At 39.2% G+C, this 21965-nt stretch carries 19 protein-coding genes; 7 read left to right on the top strand and 12 right to left on the bottom strand.

Annotated features, from left to right (window positions below; all coding sequences use genetic code 11):
- Positions 1-14 precede the first annotated feature (14 nt).
- The 3 genes from opp3C to AC6CHS_RS07385 all read right to left on the bottom strand — a co-directional run bounded on the left by opp3C (position 15) and on the right by AC6CHS_RS07385 (position 3774).
- The gene (gene opp3C, locus AC6CHS_RS07395) at positions 15-1034 is read right to left on the bottom strand and encodes an oligopeptide ABC transporter permease (RefSeq protein ID WP_498235257.1); all 1020 of its coding nucleotides are present in this window, start codon (positions 1032-1034) and stop codon (positions 15-17) included.
- Positions 1031-1963, bottom strand: coding sequence for an oligopeptide ABC transporter permease (gene opp3b / locus AC6CHS_RS07390; protein ID WP_498235255.1), 933 nt, complete (start codon positions 1961-1963; stop codon positions 1031-1033). Before opp3b ends, opp3C begins: the two co-directional genes overlap by 4 nt.
- Before the next feature lie 125 nt (positions 1964-2088).
- Positions 2089-3774, bottom strand: coding sequence for a peptide ABC transporter substrate-binding protein (locus tag AC6CHS_RS07385; protein WP_498235253.1), 1686 nt, complete (start codon positions 3772-3774; stop codon positions 2089-2091).
- 384 nt (positions 3775-4158) lie between these two features.
- Here AC6CHS_RS07385 and AC6CHS_RS07380 point away from each other — a divergent pair, with 384 nt between their 5' ends.
- Positions 4159-4500: a DUF3899 domain-containing protein gene (locus AC6CHS_RS07380; protein WP_498235252.1), complete on the top strand. Its 342-nt coding sequence runs from the start codon at positions 4159-4161 to the stop codon at positions 4498-4500.
- 240 nt (positions 4501-4740) lie between these two features.
- Here the strand turns inward: AC6CHS_RS07380 and AC6CHS_RS07375 are convergent, their stop codons facing one another.
- Positions 4741-5670: a DUF1002 domain-containing protein gene (locus tag AC6CHS_RS07375; RefSeq protein ID WP_498235251.1), complete on the bottom strand. Its 930-nt coding sequence runs from the start codon at positions 5668-5670 to the stop codon at positions 4741-4743.
- Between the two features lie 294 nt (positions 5671-5964).
- Between AC6CHS_RS07375 and AC6CHS_RS07370 the strand changes: the two genes are divergently transcribed.
- The 3 genes from AC6CHS_RS07370 (at position 5965) to AC6CHS_RS07360 (ending at position 9208) form a co-directional block, all read left to right on the top strand.
- Positions 5965-7170 (top strand): MFS transporter, encoded by a 1206-nt coding sequence (locus tag AC6CHS_RS07370; RefSeq protein WP_498235249.1) that lies wholly within the window; start codon positions 5965-5967, stop codon positions 7168-7170.
- A 279-nt stretch (positions 7171-7449) separates the two neighbouring features.
- A complete protein-coding gene (locus AC6CHS_RS07365) occupies positions 7450-8802 on the top strand; it encodes an MATE family efflux transporter (protein WP_498235248.1) in 1353 nt (450 codons plus the stop codon).
- Positions 8803-8962: 160 nt separating this feature from the next.
- Entirely contained in the window at positions 8963-9208 is a 246-nt protein-coding gene (locus AC6CHS_RS07360; RefSeq protein ID WP_036577616.1) for a YuzB family protein, read from the top strand.
- A gap of 112 nt (positions 9209-9320) precedes the next feature.
- On the opposite strand, the gene AC6CHS_RS07355 is transcribed toward AC6CHS_RS07360, so the two are convergent.
- From AC6CHS_RS07355 to AC6CHS_RS07320, 8 genes are all read right to left on the bottom strand, one after another.
- A complete protein-coding gene (locus tag AC6CHS_RS07355; RefSeq protein ID WP_498235246.1) occupies positions 9321-10490 on the bottom strand; it encodes an iron-containing alcohol dehydrogenase in 1170 nt (389 codons plus the stop codon).
- A gap of 15 nt (positions 10491-10505) precedes the next feature.
- Complete coding sequence (locus AC6CHS_RS07350; protein WP_498235244.1) at positions 10506-10883, bottom strand: RidA family protein; 378 nt, start codon at positions 10881-10883, stop codon at positions 10506-10508.
- A 49-nt stretch (positions 10884-10932) separates the two neighbouring features.
- Positions 10933-11562, bottom strand: coding sequence for a lysozyme family protein (locus tag AC6CHS_RS07345; RefSeq protein WP_498235243.1), 630 nt, complete (start codon positions 11560-11562; stop codon positions 10933-10935).
- Positions 11559-11987: a hypothetical protein gene (locus tag AC6CHS_RS07340; protein ID WP_498235241.1), complete on the bottom strand. Its 429-nt coding sequence runs from the start codon at positions 11985-11987 to the stop codon at positions 11559-11561. Before AC6CHS_RS07340 ends, AC6CHS_RS07345 begins: the two co-directional genes overlap by 4 nt.
- A gap of 2 nt (positions 11988-11989) precedes the next feature.
- Positions 11990-13339 (bottom strand): MATE family efflux transporter, encoded by a 1350-nt coding sequence (locus tag AC6CHS_RS07335; RefSeq protein WP_498235239.1) that lies wholly within the window; start codon positions 13337-13339, stop codon positions 11990-11992.
- 440 nt (positions 13340-13779) lie between these two features.
- Positions 13780-15780 (bottom strand): TRAP transporter permease, encoded by a 2001-nt coding sequence (locus AC6CHS_RS07330; protein WP_498235237.1) that lies wholly within the window; start codon positions 15778-15780, stop codon positions 13780-13782.
- Positions 15773-16303 (bottom strand): DUF1850 domain-containing protein, encoded by a 531-nt coding sequence (locus AC6CHS_RS07325; protein WP_498235236.1) that lies wholly within the window; start codon positions 16301-16303, stop codon positions 15773-15775. The genes AC6CHS_RS07330 and AC6CHS_RS07325 overlap by 8 nt, the downstream gene beginning before the upstream one ends.
- Before the next feature lie 250 nt (positions 16304-16553).
- Complete coding sequence (locus AC6CHS_RS07320; RefSeq protein WP_498235235.1) at positions 16554-17555, bottom strand: TAXI family TRAP transporter solute-binding subunit; 1002 nt, start codon at positions 17553-17555, stop codon at positions 16554-16556.
- A gap of 304 nt (positions 17556-17859) precedes the next feature.
- Between AC6CHS_RS07320 and AC6CHS_RS07315 the strand changes: the two genes are divergently transcribed.
- From AC6CHS_RS07315 to AC6CHS_RS07305, 3 genes are all read left to right on the top strand, one after another.
- Positions 17860-19476, top strand: a complete 1617-nt coding sequence (locus AC6CHS_RS07315; protein ID WP_498235233.1) for a long-chain fatty acid--CoA ligase — start codon at positions 17860-17862, stop codon at positions 19474-19476.
- A gap of 362 nt (positions 19477-19838) precedes the next feature.
- Positions 19839-20657 carry a serine hydrolase gene (locus AC6CHS_RS07310; RefSeq protein WP_498235231.1) on the top strand — a complete coding sequence of 273 codons (819 nt, stop codon included), beginning with the start codon at positions 19839-19841 and terminating at the stop codon, positions 20655-20657.
- A gap of 13 nt (positions 20658-20670) precedes the next feature.
- A complete protein-coding gene (locus tag AC6CHS_RS07305; protein ID WP_498235229.1) occupies positions 20671-21957 on the top strand; it encodes a hypothetical protein in 1287 nt (428 codons plus the stop codon).
- Positions 21958-21965 lie beyond the last annotated feature (8 nt).

Here is a 21965-nt window from a genome sequence, read left to right as displayed (position 1 = left end):
ATTTCACCTCAATTTTAATCGCGCATTTTTGGATCAAATGCATCACGAAGTCCATCTCCAATTAAATTACATGTTATTAAAATAATACAAATCACAATACATGGAATAACCATTAAGTGAGGCAAGAATTGGAACGTTTTATATCCGTCGGAAATTAATGTACCTAGGGATGCTTCTGGTGCCTGTAACCCGATTCCAATAAAACTTAGAAAAGCCTCAAAGAAAATAGCACTTGGTATCGTGAACATCGTGTTTATAATAATAACGCCTGACAAATTTGGTAATAAGTGTTTAAATAGCAACCTATTGTTTTTGGCTCCAAGTGTTCTTGAAGCTAATATATACTCCTGATCCTTTAGTTTTAATACTTGTCCACGTACAACCCTAGCCATTCCGATCCAGCCAGTGATAACCATGGCAATTGTAATTGACAAGATACCAGGATTTAAAATCAACAACATTAAAATTACAACGATCAAATTCGGTATGCCAGAAAGCACCTCTAGGATTCGTTGCATGACATTATCAACTCGTCCACCTCTGAAACCAGAAATCAAACCGTAAATCACACCGATAATCATATCGATAACTGCTGCTAAAAGTGCTATATATAATGAAACTCTAGTTCCCAACCAAGTACGAGTGAATAAATCACGTCCAAGGCTATCTGTTCCAAACCAGTAATAATCGTCTATGTTGAGATCATTATATTTATTTACTTCTTCCCCACCAATTTTCTGGGTACCATCAAATATCCCTAATTTCTCTAAACCTTGGATACGAGGCGCAAGGTTGTTTCTTGTAACATCTTGTTCGTACCCATCGTGAGGAGAAAGATGCGGGCCTATTATAGCCATTAGAACCACAAGGGCCAAAACAACTAAACTAATTAGTGCACCTTTATTCTTTCTAACACGAAGCCAAGCATCTTTAGCAAACGAAAGTTGTGGTTTCGCGATTCTCTCATTATCACCACTCTGCTGAGGAGCAGGTGCAAACCGGTGCTTTTCTATCTCTTCTGCACTTTTTGTCATGATTTATCCCCTCCAGCCAAGCGGATTCTTGGATCAATGATTCCATAAAGTATATCGATAATTAAAATGATCACTGTCAACAAGAAAGCAAAAAACAGTGTTGTCCCCATAATAATTGGGAAATCATTTGTTTGAATGGATTTTACAAACTGCTCACCAATTCCTGGAATAGCAAATATTTGCTCTACAACCATGGAGCCGGTCATTAATCCAACGGCCATTGGCCCTAGTACAGTTATCAGGGGAATGAGCGCGTTGCGGACAGCATGTTTGAAGGATACTTCCATTCTGGAATTACCTTTTGCTTTAGCTAATGTGATATAGTCTGACCCTAAAACATCAATCAGTTCCGTTCTCATAAAACGAGCTGCTGTTGCGATAGGGAAAATTGCTAATGCAATGGTGGGCATGATCGATGAGGAAAATCCATCCCATGAAGCGACGGGGAGCCATCCGAGCTTAACTCCTATTACGAATTGAAGGAGTGCTGCGAATACAAAGGATGGTATAGATTTTCCAAATACCGCCAAGAACGTACTCCCGTAATCAATCCACGTATTTTGGAACATTGCAGCCAGTACACCAAGTAAAACACCAATGATTGTTCCTACTAGCATTGCTTGAAAACCAAGCTGTAATGATGGTCCTACTCGATTTGCTAATAGGTGCGTTACAGATTGATTGTCAAATTGAAACGATACTCCCAAATCACCTTTTACAATATTGATCATATAATTCGCATATTGTATAGGTACCGGTTGATCCAAGCCATACTTCTCATTTAAAATCTCTCGCTGTTCAACTGATAATTTTTCTTCATTTTGAAATGGGGTACCAGGCAGAAACTTCATTAAGAAAAATGTTACTGAAGCTATAATAAACAACGTAATAACTAGAAAAATTATACGCTTTGTAATATACTTCGCCATCCTGTTTCCTCCTAAACACAAATAAATGAAAATTTTCTAAATAAATGGGCACAAAAACGGATAAAAGAGAGTATATGAAATACCCTCTTTTACCATTTTGCTGGTTATTCTTTTAATTACTTGTCTTACTTTTCAATTGTTACATTTTTAAGTGAATAATCTGGGCCAAATAAATGTTCTTCTAACCCTTTTACATATGGTTTAATCAGTGTTAATCTTCCGCGTTGGTAAATAGGTGCAACTACCGTATCCTCTTGAACTAAAAGTTTTTCAGCTTCTAACATTACTTCCCAACGTTTAGCAGGATCATTTGCATATTTCACTTTAGCATCGTCAATTAACTGATCGTATTCTTCACTTGAATAACCTGTATTATTGTTTCCACCGTCTGTAACATACAAGTCAAGGAAGGTCATTGGATCTAGGTAGTCAGGCCCCCAACCATGCATTACAATATCGTAATCTTGCTTCGTCACTGTATCAAGACGTACTTTAAATGGTACATTTTTCAGATTAACAGTTAGACCTTCAAGATTTGTTTCCAATTGATTTTTGAAATACTCAGACGTTTTTTTGGCATTTTCTGTATCATCACTTAGATAATCTAGGTTAAGTTCATCAACGCCTAATTCTTCCAAGCCTTTTTCCCAATACTCTTGAGCTTTTTCTACATCATATGAAATTAAACTTCCACTTTCTTCTCTGAAGTCCTCACCAGACTCCGGATTTTTTGCCAAGCCTCTTGGCACATAACCGTCAGCTGGAACGGAACCGTTAGATAGTACCTGTTCAGTATAAGCCTCTTTGTCAAAAGACATAGCTAACGCTTTACGAATATTCTCATTAGCTAATGGAGTTTCTTCACCATTACGTTCTTGGTTAAACTTCAAATACCAAGAGCTTCCTTCTTCAAACGTAGCAGCATTCTCGTTACCTTTGTACTGTTTCGCATATTCAGCGCTTAAGGCAGCTGTACGATCTGCTTTTCCAGTTTCAAATAAGTTAACCGCTGTACCTGGTTCTTTAGAAATCTGTACATTTACTTCATCTAAGCTTACGTTTTCTAGATCGTAATATTCGTCATTTTTAGCATATTTCCAATTTAGGCCTGTACCATCCCACTCTTCAAGTACAAATGGACCGTTTGCTAGCATATTGTCACTATTTGTACCAAAATCGTCACCTTTTTCTTCAACGAACTCTTCATTTAATGGTAAATATGTTCCAAATGCAAGTAATGAATTCAAATACTCAACCGGTTCTTCAAGAGTTACCTTTAATGTATAATCATCAGTGGCTTCTACACTCAATTCTTCTGGATCAGCTTCTCCATTTATGATCGCCGTTGCATTTTCTATAATTCCAGAAAACATGTAAGCATATTGTGATCCAGTATCAGGATCTACTGCTCTTTTCCAAGCATAAACAAAATCGTTTGCAGTGACTGAGTCACCGTTAGACCATTTTGCATCTTCACGCAATTTAAAAGTGTATTCCTTTCCATCTTCACTTATTTCAGGCTCCCCATCGGCTATTGCTGGGATAGGGTTATCATTTTCATCTAAAATATATAGACCTTCCATTGTTTGTCCAAAAACAATAAAGCTTGAGGCATCTGTAGCTAGTGCCGGGTCGCCAGTCGGAATTTCTGCTGTTTCTATCATATTTAGGACTTGTTTTCCTGACTCTGAGGAATTGTTACTATCTCCTCCATCACCACTGCCAGAATCTGAACCAGAGTTACAGGCAGAAAGTACTAATCCTACTGTTAAAGCTAAAGCAATAATGAGATAATATTTTGACTTTTTCACTTTTTACACTCCCTTTTCTTATTCACAATAGTTATTATACAAACAAGGAAATTAATTGTAAATTGTCTTTTAATTCGATAAAATTTGACATTTTACGTCGCAAAATAGGTAAAACTGGCGTGTTATAAGGGTTTATAAGGGGAATCTTCAAACAATTTTCGACAAAACCAGCGCTTTATTTCATAATTTTTCCAATATTTAAAATACCAAACTTTTAAAATATTGCTATTTACTGGTAATTTAATTAACGGGACTTTAGTCTAGCTTGTGTTAACAAGGACCCCCTTCTCTTACCCTTATTTCTTTGTCCAATAATAGGATTTATAATTTTTTAACTAACTAGTGATATAATGATTCATATATTCTTTTAAGGAAGTTGATAATATGTTAAAAAAAATCTTGTGGTGGATGGTAATATCACAATTATTAATCCTCTTGTTCTCTTTTATTTTTTACAAAGGGCTTAACCTTCTGTCCTATACAAATGTCTCCTTTGTTGTTGGTACCTTCTTCATCCTATATTCATTAGCTGGCTATGTGTTGAAAGGCCGGTTTTTTGATATTGTGTTTTATAGTTTTCAGCATTTTTTTAGTCGTATGCATGATAAGGACAGGCGTCCACTATCAGAACTCGTACCGCAAAACTACTTAATTCCTTTCATAGTAGGTGTAATAACAATAGCTGTAATGCTTTGCACTTTATTATGGTATAACCTGTCTTTTTAAGCATGCGTAATTCTGAAAAACGCGTGGTTGGTATCCATAAAACAAAATAATCACAATAAAAGCACTCATAGCCCCGCGAGGTCAAGAGTGCTTTTATTGCAATATTTAAAATCTGCTTTTAAATGGTTTGATCATTAGGTAGAGATGGATAAGTGCACAAATGCATTATGCGTCAAGCCTTCTCCTTGCCCACTTATTTATGGATAACAACGACTTTTGTTACACATCCCCCAATTATATCTAGTTAAATAAACCTTTTATCAGGTTACTTAGAGATTGGAAGATTTCTCTGAAAAAGTTTCCTACCTTCTCCCAAAATCCCTCATCTAAGCCGAGTTCATCAGCTTTATCTTTAATTGTTGAAGCAATATCCTCTAATTGATTTTTTACCTGATCAAAATTTATATTAAGGTCACGCATTCTATTAAATAAATCAACTAGCATTTGTCTATCCGCATCACTTAAAGTGATGTTCAACTTGCTTAATTGATCTTCAACAATTTGTTCAACTTCCTCTTTTGTTGCAGGGTTTTGCTCTGCAATCATCTTCTTAATCTCAGCTAACAACTCACTTACTTTCTCTTGATCCATGCCTTCTTTTTCCGCAAGATCTGTAGCAACATCGAGTTCGTCACTAGCTAATTCCATCCGTTCCTTGTCGAGCTCTTCTCCCTCTACATCATACGCTTTATAAATACCTGTCAAAGCAGAATGACCACTAACCTTTACAGGTGAGGCAACATCAACGGTGGCATTTTCAACACCAGCAGTAAGCAACGCATTGGCATACATTTCCTTTGTTACTTCCGTTATATTTTCTGGTGTTACAATATTGATCGTCAGACCATTTCCTTCCTCTTGCCGCACTATCTTTGCACTTGAATACATATTGGAGTGCACATCACCGTTAATATATTTCGCTATATCCTCTCCTGTAACATTGTATTCTTGTACTGCTGTAGCATCAGCAACCTTTAGTAGGCTTCGAACCTCTTCTCTCTGTGATTCCGATAAAGTGTCCCCATATACAACAATTGGAGCTCCAAGCTTTTCATTAATACTGTCTGAATCACTGGCACCACTATCGGCCATTACTTGTACGGAAGTTCCCACCATAAATAATGCAATAAGCATAAGAGTAAATATTTTTTTCATCGTATATTTTTTCATCTTCGTTTCCCCTTTTTTCTTAAGATAATAAGAAGGTTGTTGTGCGAGGGTCCAACTCCATGTGGCTGTCTGCACTTCTCTTTAGCATATGCCTGTCCATTTGGCAATATCCCTTGTAACTATTATACCTTTTTCGGGTATAAATGAATACAGTTGAATTGTTAAGAAAAAGAATGCAAATAACTTTAAACAAAGGGTAAAATAAGATATATTTAGGGTAACGAAATAAGTTTAAGAAAGAAGGGCATTGCAATCATTGATCAGAATAGTTTAGTAAAACGAAACTTAGCTATCATGTGGTTAGCTAACTTTTTTATTGCCGGAAGTATCACGATGGTGCTGCCATTTATCTCTTTATATATAGAATCAATGGGGAATTTCTCTGATGCTTATGTACAGAATTGGTCAGGATGGATTTTTGCTATAACGTTCGTATCTGCTTTTCTCTTTTCGCCGATCTGGGGGAGAATAGGTGACAAATACGGCAGAAAAAGAATCCTCATTATATTAGCCATCGGATTAGGTTTATCTGTATTTTTAATGGGCTACGCCACAACAGTCTGGCAGCTTTTTTTATTGCGTTTATTTATGGGTATCGTAACTGGATTTATTCCAATGTCACAGGCATTCATTTCTACACAGACTCCTAAGGAAGTTGCTGGGAAGGTCTTAGGAACCCTGCAAACCGGGAGTATTACAGGAACGTTAATGGGTCCATTACTCGGTGGGGTCCTTGCAGATGCGTTTGGTTATGCGAGTACCTTTAAATGGGTATCTCTAACCGTATTTCTTTCTGCTATTATTGTTTTCTTTGGCATTAAAGAACTGAATTTGAGAATTTCTGAAGATGATTCGGATTATAAATCCTACTCGAGTAAAGAGGTCATACTTCATATTATAAGTAAACCTGTCTTGCTTGTTGTTATGTTGATTTCCGTACTCGTTCAAATAGCACACTTTAGCATTCAGCCGATCCTGTCTTTGTTCGTAGCCGAAATACATGGTCCCGCGAGTATTGCTTTCTTTTCTGGCATGGCCTTTTCAGCAGCCGGGCTCGGTAACTTACTCATGGCCAGAAGATGGGGCAGGTTAGGTGATCGAATTGGCTATATTAAGATTCTCATCATCCTTTTATTCATGGCAGGGATAGTCTACTTACCTGGTGCATTTGTTACAAACATCTGGCAACTAGTTGTACTAAGATTTTTGCTTGGCATTTCAATTGGTGGCATTATACCAGTACGTATAGCATATATAAGGCAGGAAGCACCACTTTCCATGCAAGGAGAAGTGCTCGGCTATAACACCAGTTTACGCTTCCTTGGAAACATTATTGGTCCCGCGTTAGGCGGAGCGCTGTCGGGATTTTTCGGCTTCTCTTCTGTTTTTCTTGTGACAAGTGTATTACTCATTATTAGTGGCATCATCATGCTTGTGACATGGTATAAACATGAATATAGTGGAAGACACAATCATTCTTTTTCCGCCTCACGACATTAACTAGTTAACCACCTTTTACTGAGTAGATTTTTAAAAAACGCATGACGCTCTATAACATCCCAGGGAGCCTTTGCCCACTTGGGATGTTTTTTATTGTTAACTTCTAGATGGCGTGGGGGCTACTTGCTCCATTTTGATCAGTAATTATGTAATGAATTTGTACCTTTTTATTTTCTATAATAAAAGGTAGACTGTCTTTATTGTCCTATACCAAATTGCATTTATTCAGCCATTAGTTAATGGATATATTCTTTATTTTGAAAGGAAAGAGGGGTCTGAATGAAAGAAAATAAAACGAAGCATCTCACGTTGTTCGCTCTTACGTGGCCTATTTTTGTAGAAATACTCCTGCATATGCTGATGGGAAATGCCGATACACTTATGCTCAGCCAGTATTCGGATAAGGCTGTTGCTGCTGTTGGCGTATCCAATCAAATACTCTCTGTTGTAATCGTTATGTTCGGTTTCGTAGCACAAGGGGCAGCAATATTAATTGCACAAAACCTTGGGGCGAATCGCAGCAAACAAGCCGGAGAAATTTCTGTACTTTCGATTAGCTTAAATCTCTGGTTCTCCCTTCTATTAAGTGTCGCACTGTTTCTTGGCGCAAAAAGTATCCTACGTATCATGGACCTTCCAAATGAAATAATGGGTGAAGCTACAGCCTACATGCAAATTGTTGGGGGACTTATTTTTGTTCAGGCACTCATTATGACGACTGGTGCTATTTTACGAAGCTATGGACATACAAAGGATACGATGATGGTCACTATTGGTATGAATATATTAAATGTGGTCGGAAACTATTTCGTTATCTTTGGACCTTTCGGATTTCCTGTCTTTGGTGTAGCAGGTGTGGCTTACTCCACCGCCATTAGCCGTTTCATCGGTTTTGTTGTACTGTTATTACTTCTTATTAAACGTACGCAAGGTGAGCTAGACTTTTCCCGATTTCTTCGTTATCCAAAGCAGCATGTAAAAGGGTTACTGCAGATTGGTATCCCATCTGCCGGTGAACAGCTTTCCTATAATGCTAGTCAAATGGTTATCACATACTTTGTAGCACAGCTTGGTACTGTAGCTATTACAACTAAAGTATATGCCCAAAACATCATGATGTTCATTTTTCTCTTCTCGATTGCCATCGGTCAGGGAACCCAAATTTTAATTGGCCATATGATTGGCGCAGGGAAGATAGAAGATGCTTATGAACGTGCGATTAAGAGCCTGCGAATTTCTATTTTCATTTCCTTGGCAACAGCAGGCATCGTCTATATACTGCACGACCAGTTACTTGGCATTTTCACAGACAATCCAACCATCCTTGAAACTGGTGCCTTCCTTCTCCTTATGACTGTCATTTTAGAGCCTGGAAGAGCGTTTAATTTAGTAATGATCAGTTCATTACGAGCTGCTGGCGATGTAAAGTTCCCCGTTTATATAGGCATTGCTTCCATGTGGGGAATCAGCGTAACGTTTGCATGGTTCTTCGGGATCTTTTTAGATCTTGGGCTCATTGGAATTTGGATTGCGTTTATCGCGGATGAATGGCTGAGAGGAGTCTTTATGTTACGTAGATGGAGGAAACGTCACTGGGTCAGCATGAGTTTCGTTGATCGAACAGAGCAATAAACATCGAGTTGGTTAACTACGTATACATTGCTATCTAGCCAAACTTTTCTACATTTCCAGCAAGGTACAAAAACCAAACGATTGATTTCTTTTTAAATATATGCTAAAACTAACAGAGTCCTATATTAGGATAGAATTTCAATAGAAGGTACGTGATCGTATGGGTATAGTCGTAGTTGAGGTCTGTGACGGAAATGCAATCACTACAATTAATATAGAAGAAATTTTGGAAAAGGAATTTCCAGAAGTAGCCGTTTTGATGAACGAATGTTTATCTTTTTGCGGTTTGTGCAGAGTAAAACCATATGCACTTATTAATAACAGACGCATTTTCGGTAACACACCTGAAGAATGTTTAGATAAAATACGAATAGCTATAAAAGAAGAACTGGCCGTTTATCAATAATAGCCAGTTCTTTTTTATGAATATAAGCGCGGGTTCGTTACTAGTGAGCGAATCCGCGCTTTTCTAACCATAATATGACAAAACAATTTCCCGGGAAATATTTCGTCGGATTTTATAAACTTGCTTTATAAATTTCGACAGCATCCTCTTGGGTTAGCTTCTTAAAGTTTCCAAATTGCGGACTTGCTACAACCGTCTTTTCAGCCATTTCCTGAACACTATTTTCTTCAATATCGTAATCTGCAAGCGTTGCTGGTGCGCCAATGCTACTCCAGAATGCTCTTAACTGGTTAATTCCTTCTAAAGCTACTTCCCTGTCAGACTTCCCAGATGTCTCTACATCAAACACCCGGACTGCCATTTGCTTGAAGCGACCTTCGTTCTTTTCATCAATTACATGCTTCATCCAGTTCGGGAATAAAATTGCCAATCCACCACCATGGGGAATATCATGCACTGCTGAAACGGCATGTTCCAAGTTGTGGCTTGCCCAATCTCCTCTGAATCCCATGTTCAACATATCATTTAAAGCAAGGGTTCCGCTTAGCATAATCGTCTCACGGTATTCGTAGTTCTCCATATCTTCCAACAGTTTTGGAGCAGTTTCCATTACTGTTTTTAGTATTGACTCACAGAATCTATCCTGAATTGGTGTGTTAGTCGTTTGATGGAAATAGTGCTCAAGCACATGTGACATCATATCAACAATGCCATATACTGTTTGATCCCGTGGCACGGAATACGTATGGGCTGGATCCAAGATAGAGAATTTTGGACTTGTGTACGGGGGCCCCCATCCATGTTTTTCGTTTGTCTCCCAATTGGTAATAACAGAGCCACGATTCATTTCTGAACCGGTTGCTGCTAAAGTAAGGATTGTACCGAAAGGCAATGCATCTGTTGCTTGTTCTTTCTTAGTCACAATGTCCCACATATCTGTATCTGTTTTAGCACCTGTAGCGATAGCTTTTGTGCAGTCAATTGTGCTTCCGCCACCTATCGCAAGCAGAAACTCAATTCCTTCAGTCTTACAGATTTCTACCCCTTTACGAACAGTAGAAATTCTTGGGTTTGGCTCCACTCCAGCTAATTCGAATACTTCTGCATCAATTCCATCGAGCTTTGTTAGCACACTATCATAAATTCCGTTACGCTTTATGCTTCCACCGCCATAGACAATAAGCACTTTTTTTCCATATTGTGCAACCTCGTTAGGCAGTGCATCCATTTGACCTCTGCCGAAAATTAACTTCGTTGGGTTATGATACGTAAAGTTTTCCAAAATATAAACCTCCTATTATTTGCGATAAACGACGACGTCCATTTCTACGAGGACATCCTTCGGTAAACGGCTAACCTCTACGGTAGCTCTTGCAGGATATGGTTCAGTTAAGTACTTTCCATAAATTTCATTTACGGTTGCAAAGTCATCCATGCTTTTCAAATAGATCGTAAATTTTACGACATCTTCAAACGTGACCTTTGCTTCTTCCAGTATGGCACTTAAATTTTGTAATACTTGCTCTGTTTGACTTTCAATTCCTTCTACTACCTCACCGGTTGAAGGGTTAATCGGGATTTGCCCTGAAACATAGATAAAATCGCCAGCCTCGATTGCTTGAGAATAAGGACCAATTGCAGCAGGTGCCTTATTCGTGAATATAGCCTTCCCCATAAACTTTACCTCCTTTTGATTAGATGTTGTCTGTTCATCATATCATGTTTCACTGGGCTTCTGCTTCTATGACGTCTCGATACCCCATCACCGCATTAACATAGTAAATGTCTCCATAGCATGCATCTAGCTCCCGCGAGCCTTCTCGCAAACAACGATATTTTTCTTTATCCGGGTCCTGTTCATACATATACTGTGAAAAGTTGATGGCGGTCTCCTGTGAGTATTCTCCAGACCGTTCTTGAACAAAATCAATAAAGCCTAAACCGAAATTATAGGATTGAACAGCAAGCTGCACATCCCCGTTCGCTTCATCTAATGTTTTGGAAAAATATGAAACACCTTGTTTTATTGAAAGCTCTGGATCCTCAATACAGTTTCTTTCACCACAATAGCTTTCAGATGCCTGCATAGGATCCTGACCTCTCCCTCCAGATTCCTGCATCATAATTCCCAGGATGACATCCATATAGTCTTCGACACCGTATTGCTCTGCATACATTTTAACTAAAGGTTGGTATTGTCTGATTTCCTCACTAATCTTTGGCTTCCTACTATTTTCTGTAATATTGCTTTTCTCACTCGTGAAAAAGGAAAGAATCAAAAATATCCCACTAAATAATAAAAATAGTATTGTCGCACGTTTAATTGCTTTTATGTGACGTTTCCTTCGTTTCATGGGAACGTCCTTTCAAGCTTTTGCAAGAAGATGCCAACGATTAAACCGTATAAGAGATGCCCGAGTATCCAATAAAAGATAGCGAAATAGTCAAGAAGCGCTGGGGTCCGGGTAGAGAAAGCGGTTGTCCCATAAAGCAGAACACCTATAACACCATTGGCCAGCACATATGGGAAGACACGATGTTGCATGCCCCATCGTTTGAAAATAGCATACAGGACAAAAACAACTATTATGGATATAATAATATGCAAGATAAGTTCGGTTAAACGATGCATATTCCATTCCTTTAATAAAGGAATATAGTCAACATTTATTAGTAATGTATATACATTTATAGTAGTTATAATTTGAACGACCCACAAGAATCCCCCTAAAAATAAACCCGAAATGATTCCTATGAATGCGAGACTTAAACGTTTCATATTTATCCTCCATGCTTTTTCTTAAACAGTTCCTTCTTCCTCCATCCGCCAAACTGGTAATACAAATAAGCAACCAGACTGCTGATAAGAAAACTACTCCCCATCCCAATCGCAATACCTGTTTCACCTAGCATTCCTGAAAAGAACGCTGTTAATGGATAGCGCAATACCCAAAAGGATAGTATGTTTAATGCCAATACCTGATACATTGCACCGGCTGCGCGCACGATACCATTTAAAATAAAATTTATGCCAAGAAACGGGTAGCAAAAGGCAATGATTTGCAAATAAGTGGTACCAAAGACTATGGATTGAGGATCATCAATAAACAATCGAACACCGTAATCTGCCAGAAGAAATACAAGGAGCCCAACTAAGAGCATAATCGTAAAATTATACAAAACACCGTATTTAGCAATCTTATTTACCCTGCCCCAGTCATCAGATCCGATGTTTTGTCCGGCCATGCTACTAACAGAGGTGCCGAGCGCATGTGCAGGCAGCATGAGAATACTATCGAGCCTTTGTGCAGCGCTAAATCCAGCCACTACACTAGGACCAAACCCTGTTACCACACTCATAATAGCTGCCACACCTGCAGAAATAACGGCCATTTGTAAGCCAGAAGGTATACCGAGATTTAAAATCAACTTAATTTCATGCCTCTGCGGCAGCTTAGGTACAGTAAAAGGCACTAGTCTGCGATGTAATATGAATACCAACCCAACGATAAAGGAAATTCCTTGGGATAAAATAGTTGCATATGCTGCACCTTCGACCCCAAAACCGAAGTAACTGATAAATAAAGGATCAAGGATGATATTTAAACAAACTGCTGTTACCACGAATAACAGTGGTGTCTTGCTATCACCCATAGAACGTAATATAGTACCGATGAAATTGTAGCCAAATAAAAATAAAATCCCAAGGAAATTAATCCTTAAATAACTTGCAGCCAAGCCCATCATCTCTTCAGGTGTGCCAAGAACGGATAGCAGCCAATCTGTCAGGAAAAAACCTGTAATACCTAGACCGATAGAAATCATTGCTAATAATACAACGAAGGCGTTGAGATAATTTTCCAACCCAGTTGCATTGTTCTTGCCTTTTTGTTGAGATAAGATGGTTAACGCCGCATTATTCATTCCTATAACAAAAGATAATACGGTAAAGACGATCGTACTTGACACTGCGACAGCACCAAGTGCATTAGCGCCTAGCAGATTCCCCACCCATAAACTGTCGACAACCTGGTAAGACGTCTGAAGCAGATTCGCCAGCATGATAGGTCCAGAAAAGAGTATGAGCTGTTTTAATATATTTCCCTGTGTAAAATCATGCTGTCTCTTCATCCTTCTTCCTTCTTTCTTTTGTGCTTCACTCAATTTATGTGATTTATCCCGGTGCAACCGTCCGTAAGACCCCACTTCAAAACATGAGGTGAAACCGTGAGTTTTTAGTGGGAGTAAACGGACGTTAACACCCCGATTCGTTCAACTAACAATCAGTGGGGAAGAATGAAAACGCCCACTGATTGAAGTTTCACTTTATCTATTTTACTATACTCCCTACTCCATAGTAACACCGCAGAGCATATTATTAGAAAAACTCGCATTCGCTCGTCCTTTAGTGAATGTGTACGTTTTTCTTATACTTGACACCTCAAAATTTCAACTGAGTCGACTTTGCTTCCTTGCTGAAACTTTATACTTTCCTAATGTATAAACGTGAAAAGGTGACCGAGCTATCGAGTTAGCCGGTCACCTTCTTCTACACATAATGGTCGAAAAGATCAATCACTTACTTGTTGTTTCTTATCTGTCTGATTTCCTTTTTTCCAGACAAGCTGCATAACAATCATGGCAATAAATGCTCCTAGTCCGAATAAGTCTGTATTCCCTTCTGGATAGATGAGGAATAGCCCTATTACCACTGATACGATTCGCAGTGTCCAGTGCAACTTACGGTACCAGAATCCAATTAAGCCAGCCCCTATAGCAATCATCCCACTAATTGCCGTAAATAATATCCAAATAATTTCCCAAAAGTGGGTATCAATCATTAAGAGCTGTGGCTGGAGGACGAACATGTACGGAATAATAAACGCCCCAATCGCTAATTTCGAAGCATTTACCCCTGTTCTAATTGGTTCCCCACCAGATATACCCGTTGCCGCGAATGCAGCGAGTGCTACAGGCGGCGTGATATCTGCCACGATACCAAAGTAGAACACAAACATATGTCCAGCTAAAACAGGAATTGCTACTTCAAGCTGGTCATTTAATGCCAAGATTGCAGGCAATGCAATTGTAGAAGTAATTATATAATTTGCTGTTGTTGGCGATCCCATCCCCAAAATAATGGAAGCGATCATCGTAAAGAATAATGTTAACAACAATTGAGCTTCGGGTGAGCTTGCTAGAGAGCCTGCAACATCTACAAGGCTGTTTCCAAGCTTCAAACCAAGGCCCGTTTTGGTTACAACGCCCACGATTATCCCTGCACATGCAGTAGCTGCAGCAACCCCTAATGCGGTCCTCGCACCAGATGTTAAGGCAATCACGAATTTTCCTGGGGTAATCCGTGTGTCTGCTCTAAATAAACTAACTAGGACAGTAATTCCAATCCCGTATAATGCGGTCCGCTCTATACTATAGCCTTGGAACAAAAGAAGAACAATTGCCACAATTGGCAAGAGCAAATGTATCTTTTTCAATACAGATTTCTTACTCGGTATTTGTTCTTTAGGTAAACCATGAAGTCCCATTCGCTTTGCTTCCAAATGTGTCATAATCCAAATACCAGAGAAGTATAGAATAGCTGGAATTGTTGCTGCCTTCGCGATTTCCCAGTATCCAACGCCTGCAAACTCAATCATGAGGAATGCAGCTGCCCCCATTATCGGTGGCATAATTTGACCACCCGTTGAGGAAGCTGCCTCCACCGCTCCGGCGAAGTTTGGTCGGTAGCCAAGCTTTTTCATCATTGGAATGGTATAAGAACCCGTTGTAACAGTATTCGCTACAGAGCTTCCAGAAATCGTTCCATTTAAGGCACTGGAAAAAATGGCAACCTTTGCAGGTCCGCCTGTACGTTTTCCAGCAAGTGCAATCGCAAGGTCGTTGAAATAATTCCCTACGCCTGTTTGGACAAGAAATGCCCCAAATAGTAGGAATAAGAAAATATACGTGGAAGATACTTGTAACGGTGTTCCCAGGATCCCTTCCGTTGTAAAGAACATGGAATCAATTAGCTGTTCAAGTGATAGACCACGGTGCGCAAGTCCTCCTGGCATGTCCGGTCCCAGCAATGCATAAATCATAAATAAAATAGCAATGATTGTAATTGGAAGCCCAACTGCTCGTCTTGTCGCCTCTAATACCAGAAGTATGGCAAGTCCACCAATGATCACCTGCGCCTGGTCGATTCCACCAATTTGCTGAACTAGCGTGTCATAATATACCGGCCAGTATCCACAAACGATGATTGATAATAAAACGAGAATATAATCATACCAGGCAACCTTCTTTTTATTTCCCTTCTTCTTACTGGCAGGAAACAAAAGAAAAATTAGGGATAGCGCAAACCCTAGGTGAACTGTTCGCTGAATATATGCTGTATATTGGCCGAAAGCACCTGTATAGAGCTGAAATAGAGAGAATGCAAGTAACCCAAAGAAAACAACTTTGGCAGCAACACCACCTAGTTTTCTTGTATTTGCTTCTGCATCATATTTTTGTAATAACTCTTCCTGGTTTGTTTCGGTTAGGTTTTCTTTCGTTGAATCACTCATGGATTCTCACTCCTTTCATAGACTGCCATAGTGAGAGTTTCTCTACCTTTAATTTAAACCATGCTCCTGGCTCAAAATATTCGTTAAAGTAAACGAGATGTTCATCGTTCTCTCCCCAAACGAGGCGGTTTTCTGAGACCGTTTTGCCGTTTCTTACATTCATAGAAGGAAAGATATTGTCAAGGTCTGTTATATGGTATTTTCCATCCTTATAGTCAAACTTCTCCCCTTCTTGAGCATTGGAAGGCATTCCAATCCCAAACTCTTCGTAAACAATTTCGTACTGTTTAATATCGTGGTTTTCCATAACGATGTATTTTTCTACCACATCTGTCAGGTGTATGGAGTGTGTAAATATAATTTGAAAGGTATCCTTTTCCTGCACTGGAAGAAAGGCCTCAATCTCCTCTGTATTTTCTTTATAAAATACAAGTGCTGTTCGGAAAGGAACAAATAGAAGTAGAGAGAAAATTGCGAGTAAAAAAATTAGAATAGAAACTTTTACCTTTTTATTGTGCTTCATCATTATGCCACCTGAAATCTTAAAGAATTACGCAGAGCAAACATCCACTCTGAACTTATACTTACATAACATGAAAAAACGGAGCGACCGACGCAACTCCTGACTAAAGGATTCACAGTCGGCCGCTCGTCACATCATGTTTATCCTGCATGTAACTGGCAGTATGAGCCTAACGAAAGAAAAGGAGAATGCTTGTTAGACATGTATCCAAATCTTCCCTAGAACGTTATAGTAAGGGACTACAGGTTGCTTACTCAGCACTTACTCCTACTTCATCAAAGTATTTCTGTGCACCTGGGTGTACGTCAATCCCGATACCATCTAGAGCAGAATCAGTTGAAATAAACTCTGCTTTTGCGTGCGCCATTCCATCCGTGTTTTCGTAAATCGCTTTCGTAATATCGTAAACAGCATCTTCGGATAAAGAATTGGTAACAGCAAGCATTGCCAATACAGCAACTGTATTTACCTCTTCTGCCTGCCCACTATATGTTTCAGCTGGAACCGCATCTGCTGCATAGTAAGGATACTCCTCAACTAGGGCATCGACTTTTTCCTGGTCAATCGGAACAATGCTAATATCAACAGTAGCCGCTAGCCCTTCTACCGCACCAGTTGGTGTACCAGAAGTAATGAAAGCTGCATCAATATTTCCATCTTGGATCCCACCAGTTGATTCACCAAAATCTAGATTCTCTTGATTAATATCATCCATCGTCATCCCATGGATTTCTAAAATCTGTTCTGCGTTAACGAATGTCCCTGAACCAGGTGCCCCAACAGAGACCGTTTTGCCTGCAAGATCCTCAACTGATGCAATACCTGAATCGGCAGTCGTCACGATTTGGATTGTTTCCGGATACAAAGAACCGATTGCTGATACGTTGTCTACAGGGTTGCCATCAAAAGAATTAACACCGTCAATTGCATTTGCGGCTACGTCGGTTTGAACAAAAGCAAGCTCTGCTTCGCCTTCCTGAAGAGAAATCATGTTATCAGCAGAAGCATTTGAAGATACTGCATTTGTTTCCATACCTGTTTCGTCAGATATGATTTTGGCCATTTCGCCACCAAGTGGGTAATATGTACCACTTGTGCCACCTGTTAGCATTTGTAAAAACTCAGGTGTTTCTCCACCTTCAGCAGAATCACCATCTCCATTATCAGCCTCGTCATCTCCGCCGCAGGCTGCTAGGAACAAGGCAAGTACTAAAATCATAGCAAATGAAAATAGATAGTTTTTCTTTTTCATACAAACTCCCCCTTATACTCTATAGTGAATTATATTTTACAGTTGAATCTATAAAGTTGTCAAACTCTTCCCAACTCAGAGACTTTTTTTCTCCCTTCAAATTTGGCTTAATACATAGATTTGACACCTTTTAGGCCCCCTATTTTGTACCAATAATTTCTAGTTTTATACAATACTAGACTACCACATTATCGGTACATCTTGTGTCTAACCTCTTTGCTTTCTTAATATAATTATTATTATTTTTAAAATATTATGATATATTTGAACGAGTACTATATTACTTTTAAGGAGTTGATGAGAAATGATGCACGTCCCGATGACCGTTGGAGCTATGATGGAGCATGCAGAGAAATTTTTCCCTAAAAAACTTGTGCACTCCCAGACACATGACAAGCTACATTCGTTGACTTACAAAGAGATTGGCGAAAGGGTCAGAAAATTGATGAGCGTGTTTGCAAAACTTGGTGCTAAGAAAGGAGATAAAATTGGTACCCTTGCCTGGAACCACCACCGTCATTTAGAAATTTACTTTGCTGCACCTGGTATGCATGCAGTATTGCATACTATTAATATTCGCCTCACCCCAGAACATATCATCTACATCATTAATCATGCAGAGGACAAAATTTTATTAATTGATGAAGACATCCTTCCACTTGTTGAACTAATAAAGGACGAATTGACCACTGTTGAAGCCTTTATTGTAATGACAGATAAACAAGAACTTCCTGATTCATCCCTACACCCATTGTACTCCTATGAAGAATTACTCAGCACCGGAGATCTCGCATTTCCTTTCACAAAAGAAATCGATGAGAATGATCCTGCAGGCATGTGTTATACCTCAGCCACAACGGGCAAGCCAAAAGGTGTCACATACTCTCACAGGGGCATTGTACTGCATAGCCTCGCACTAGGCTTAGCAGATTCAGCAGCGCTATCTGAGTCTGATGTATCCATGCCTGTCGTGCCTCAATTTCATGTTAATGCCTGGGGAACACCTTTTGCCTGTACATGGTTTGGTTCTACACAGGTATTGCCTGGTCCCCATTTCACACCAAAGAGGTTAGCGTCTTTTATAGAGAAATTTCGGGTTACCATATCTGCTGGAGTTCCAACAATTTGGATAGGACTTCTACAAGAGTTAGAGGCTGGTGACTATGATACTTCCAGCTTAAGAGCAGTACTATGTGGGGGCTCGGCTGCACCTTTTGGCTTAATACGATCATTTGAAGAAAAATTTAATATTCCTTTCTATCATGCATATGGAGCAACAGAAACAACACCATTGGCAACTATTTCACGATTGAAGAGCTACCAACAAGCGTTGAGTCAAGAGGAAAAGATAAAAGAGCGTTCTAGACAGGGTATCCTTGTTCCAGGCCTTGAAATGAAGGTGAAAGGTAAATCGGGAGACATCGCATGGGATGATCAGGAAATGGGAGAATTGCTTTTACGCGGAAACTGGATAGCAAGTGAATATTATAAAGATGATCGCAGTGACCAAGCATTCCATGACGGATGGTTCCATACTGGCGATGTCGTGACTGTTGACGAAGAAGGGACAATAAAAATAGTTGATCGTACCAAAGACTTGATTAAAAGCGGTGGAGAATGGATTTCTTCAGTTGAAATCGAAAACGCTATCATGAGCCATCCGGATGTTTTGGAAGCAAGCGTCATCGCTATTCCAGATCCAAAATGGCAGGAAAGGCCTATTGCCTGTGTTGTACTAAAGGATGGAATAAAAGAGGAGGGCACCAAAGAAAAATTACTAGCCTTCTTAGAGCCACAATTTGCTAAATACTGGCTACCCGATGATATTTTATTCTTAAAAAACATTCCAAAAACGTCTGTCGGTAAGTTTCTGAAACGTCAGCTGAGAGAGGAAGTTAAAACCTATTACCAAATAAAGTGAAACTTCATTGGTGGGGGTGTCCCACAATTGTTAGTTGAAGAAATTGGACCTTTACTGGCAGTTAAGGCGGGATAAAACTTCGCTTTTTGTATAAGAGGCTGGGACATAACGTCCCAGCCCCTTTCCTTCATCCCCTTGTCCCACTATCTTATCCATAAAACCATTAAGGTAAATTTGAATAAGCTATTCTTGACAATTTTTCGAAAATTCAATACTATATAACTAATTATTAAATGTTGTTGCAGTTTTCAATTTCGTTCTACCTACAATATTCCTAGTTTCCCATTAGATAGGACTATTGATATTGTTATCACTATCTATATTTTCTATCTGATACTTTACTTGGAAAGGATAATGATTGTATGAATCTAGATCAGCTTAAAACATCTATCCGTGAAGAAATCCATGAAACGCAAGCACATTACTCTGTCCTTCTTACTTCAGGCGAGGGAAGCTTAGCCATTAACGAACACCAATTACGCCCAGCTGCAAGTCTTGCCAAGATTCCAATTTTGATCGAGGCATGCCAGCAAATAGAAAGTGGTCGGTTACATCCTGACAAACTTGTCTACATAGAGGAAGAACAGTTTGTAGGAGGGTCTGGCATTATAGCCTATCTTACAAATTCCCATATATATAGCTATATGAACTTAATTGAACTTATGATGATCGTATCTGATAATACTGCTGCCAATGTTCTGCTCGAATCACTGGGAATGGAATCAGTTAATAAAACGATAGAGCAGCTTGGCGCAAAAAATACAGTCTTACAGCGGAAATTCATGGATACGAAAGCACAGCAAGAAGGACAAGAAAATTATACGACTGCCCTGGATATGGTTACGTTATTGAAGGCAATTTCCGAAGAGGAGAACCATTACATAGCTAGTAAAAGTAGGAAGTTTATGAAGAGTATACTAGCTAAACAACAGTTAACGAATAAACTTGCGAACTACTTAAACCCTAGTATGCCTGTAACGATTTTCCATAAGACTGGTGAGTTATGTGGTGTAGAACACGATGCTGCAATTCTAGAGTGCAAGGAAGAAAGGGTATACATAACTGTGCTAAGTAACGACTTACCATCAAATGCAGAAGGACAGCATACTATTGCCCAAATAGGAAAACATGCAATCGATTATGTAATAACAAGATCAAAATCTACTTTATCTAATTTTTAATAGGAGTGTCGTCATGAAGGCAAAGGTAGCGGTGTTTGGTCCAGAAAATGCGGTCATTAGAATTCAGAGATTAAAGAAGGAATTCTCCAACTACGAATTGTTCCCCTTTATCTATACAGAAGCTAAGCAAACTCCTGAGTTGTTAGAACAGGCTTTCCTATGCGATATCTTTCTGTTCACCGAGTCCATTGCCTATTGTTATGTAAAGGACAAAACAAAAAAGAAACGCCTTTCCACGATTGTAATTCATTGCGATGAATACATTCTAACTACTGCTCTTCTCCAGTCACTGTCCGATAAGCTTCCTCAGAAGCGTATTTCACTCGATGGGACAACTGAAGAAGTAGTTCAACATGTCCTTACACCATTAAAGGAGATACAAGTTGAATTATTTCCATTCTATGAAGATGCTTGGGATGGTCAAACTGTAGAAAACATAGTTGACCACCATCGCAAACTTTGGGAGGATCAAAGCATCGACTTTGCTCTTACGGCATACAGCGAAATAGCCATACGTCTGCAAAAAGAAAACATACCGGTGCGTCTTATTACGACTCCTGACCTATGCTTCAAATCTGCTCTCGATACGGTGGAAAGACGTATCACCTTTCACAACAATACATCCGTACAACATGTCATTGGATACTTCCGTTTTAAACATCTTGAGCAACTTCCAAGCTCAGTAAAAGAAATGATTCTTTTTAGAAGGCAGGCTGAATTAGACACTCTCTTGCAGAAATTTGCTACACAACATGATGCCATCGTCTTACGTAATGAGCAACATGATATGGTCTTAATCGGCTCCAAAAAGCTATTAAATTATTTAAGTAACCATTTTGGAAATTTCCCACCGCTTCGAAAAATCGAGGAACAGATTAAGGAGCCGGTTGGGATTGGCTTTGGACTCGGGCTTACACACCATCTAGCACACCAGCATGCATTACTCGCATTAGAGATGACAGCTGATGAGAAAGGAAGCTCGTGCTATATCGTCAATGAAAGTCAGGTGAGCATCGGACCTGTGGGCGTGACAAAACAAATAGACCCATCCTTTCTATACCAATCACTGATCCATAAAGCGAAATTAAACAATGATTTATCTTACAACTTTATTGAATTTATTAAGATGCGAAATAATAAACCTTTTTCCTCTCATGACGTCGCTAACTATTATAGCGTGACAAAACGAAGTGCAGAACGGACAATAAATAAGCTATTGTCCGCAGAAATAATTAAGGTAGCAGGGATAGAAAGGCCTTATCAAAAAGGACGCCCTAGAAAAATATTCGCACTTCGTTAAGATAAGAA

Source organism: Oceanobacillus sp. GQ8, from assembly GCF_059758495.1.
The sequence above is the reverse complement of the archived record's forward strand: the minus strand, read 5'-3'. Positions and strand labels throughout refer to the sequence as shown.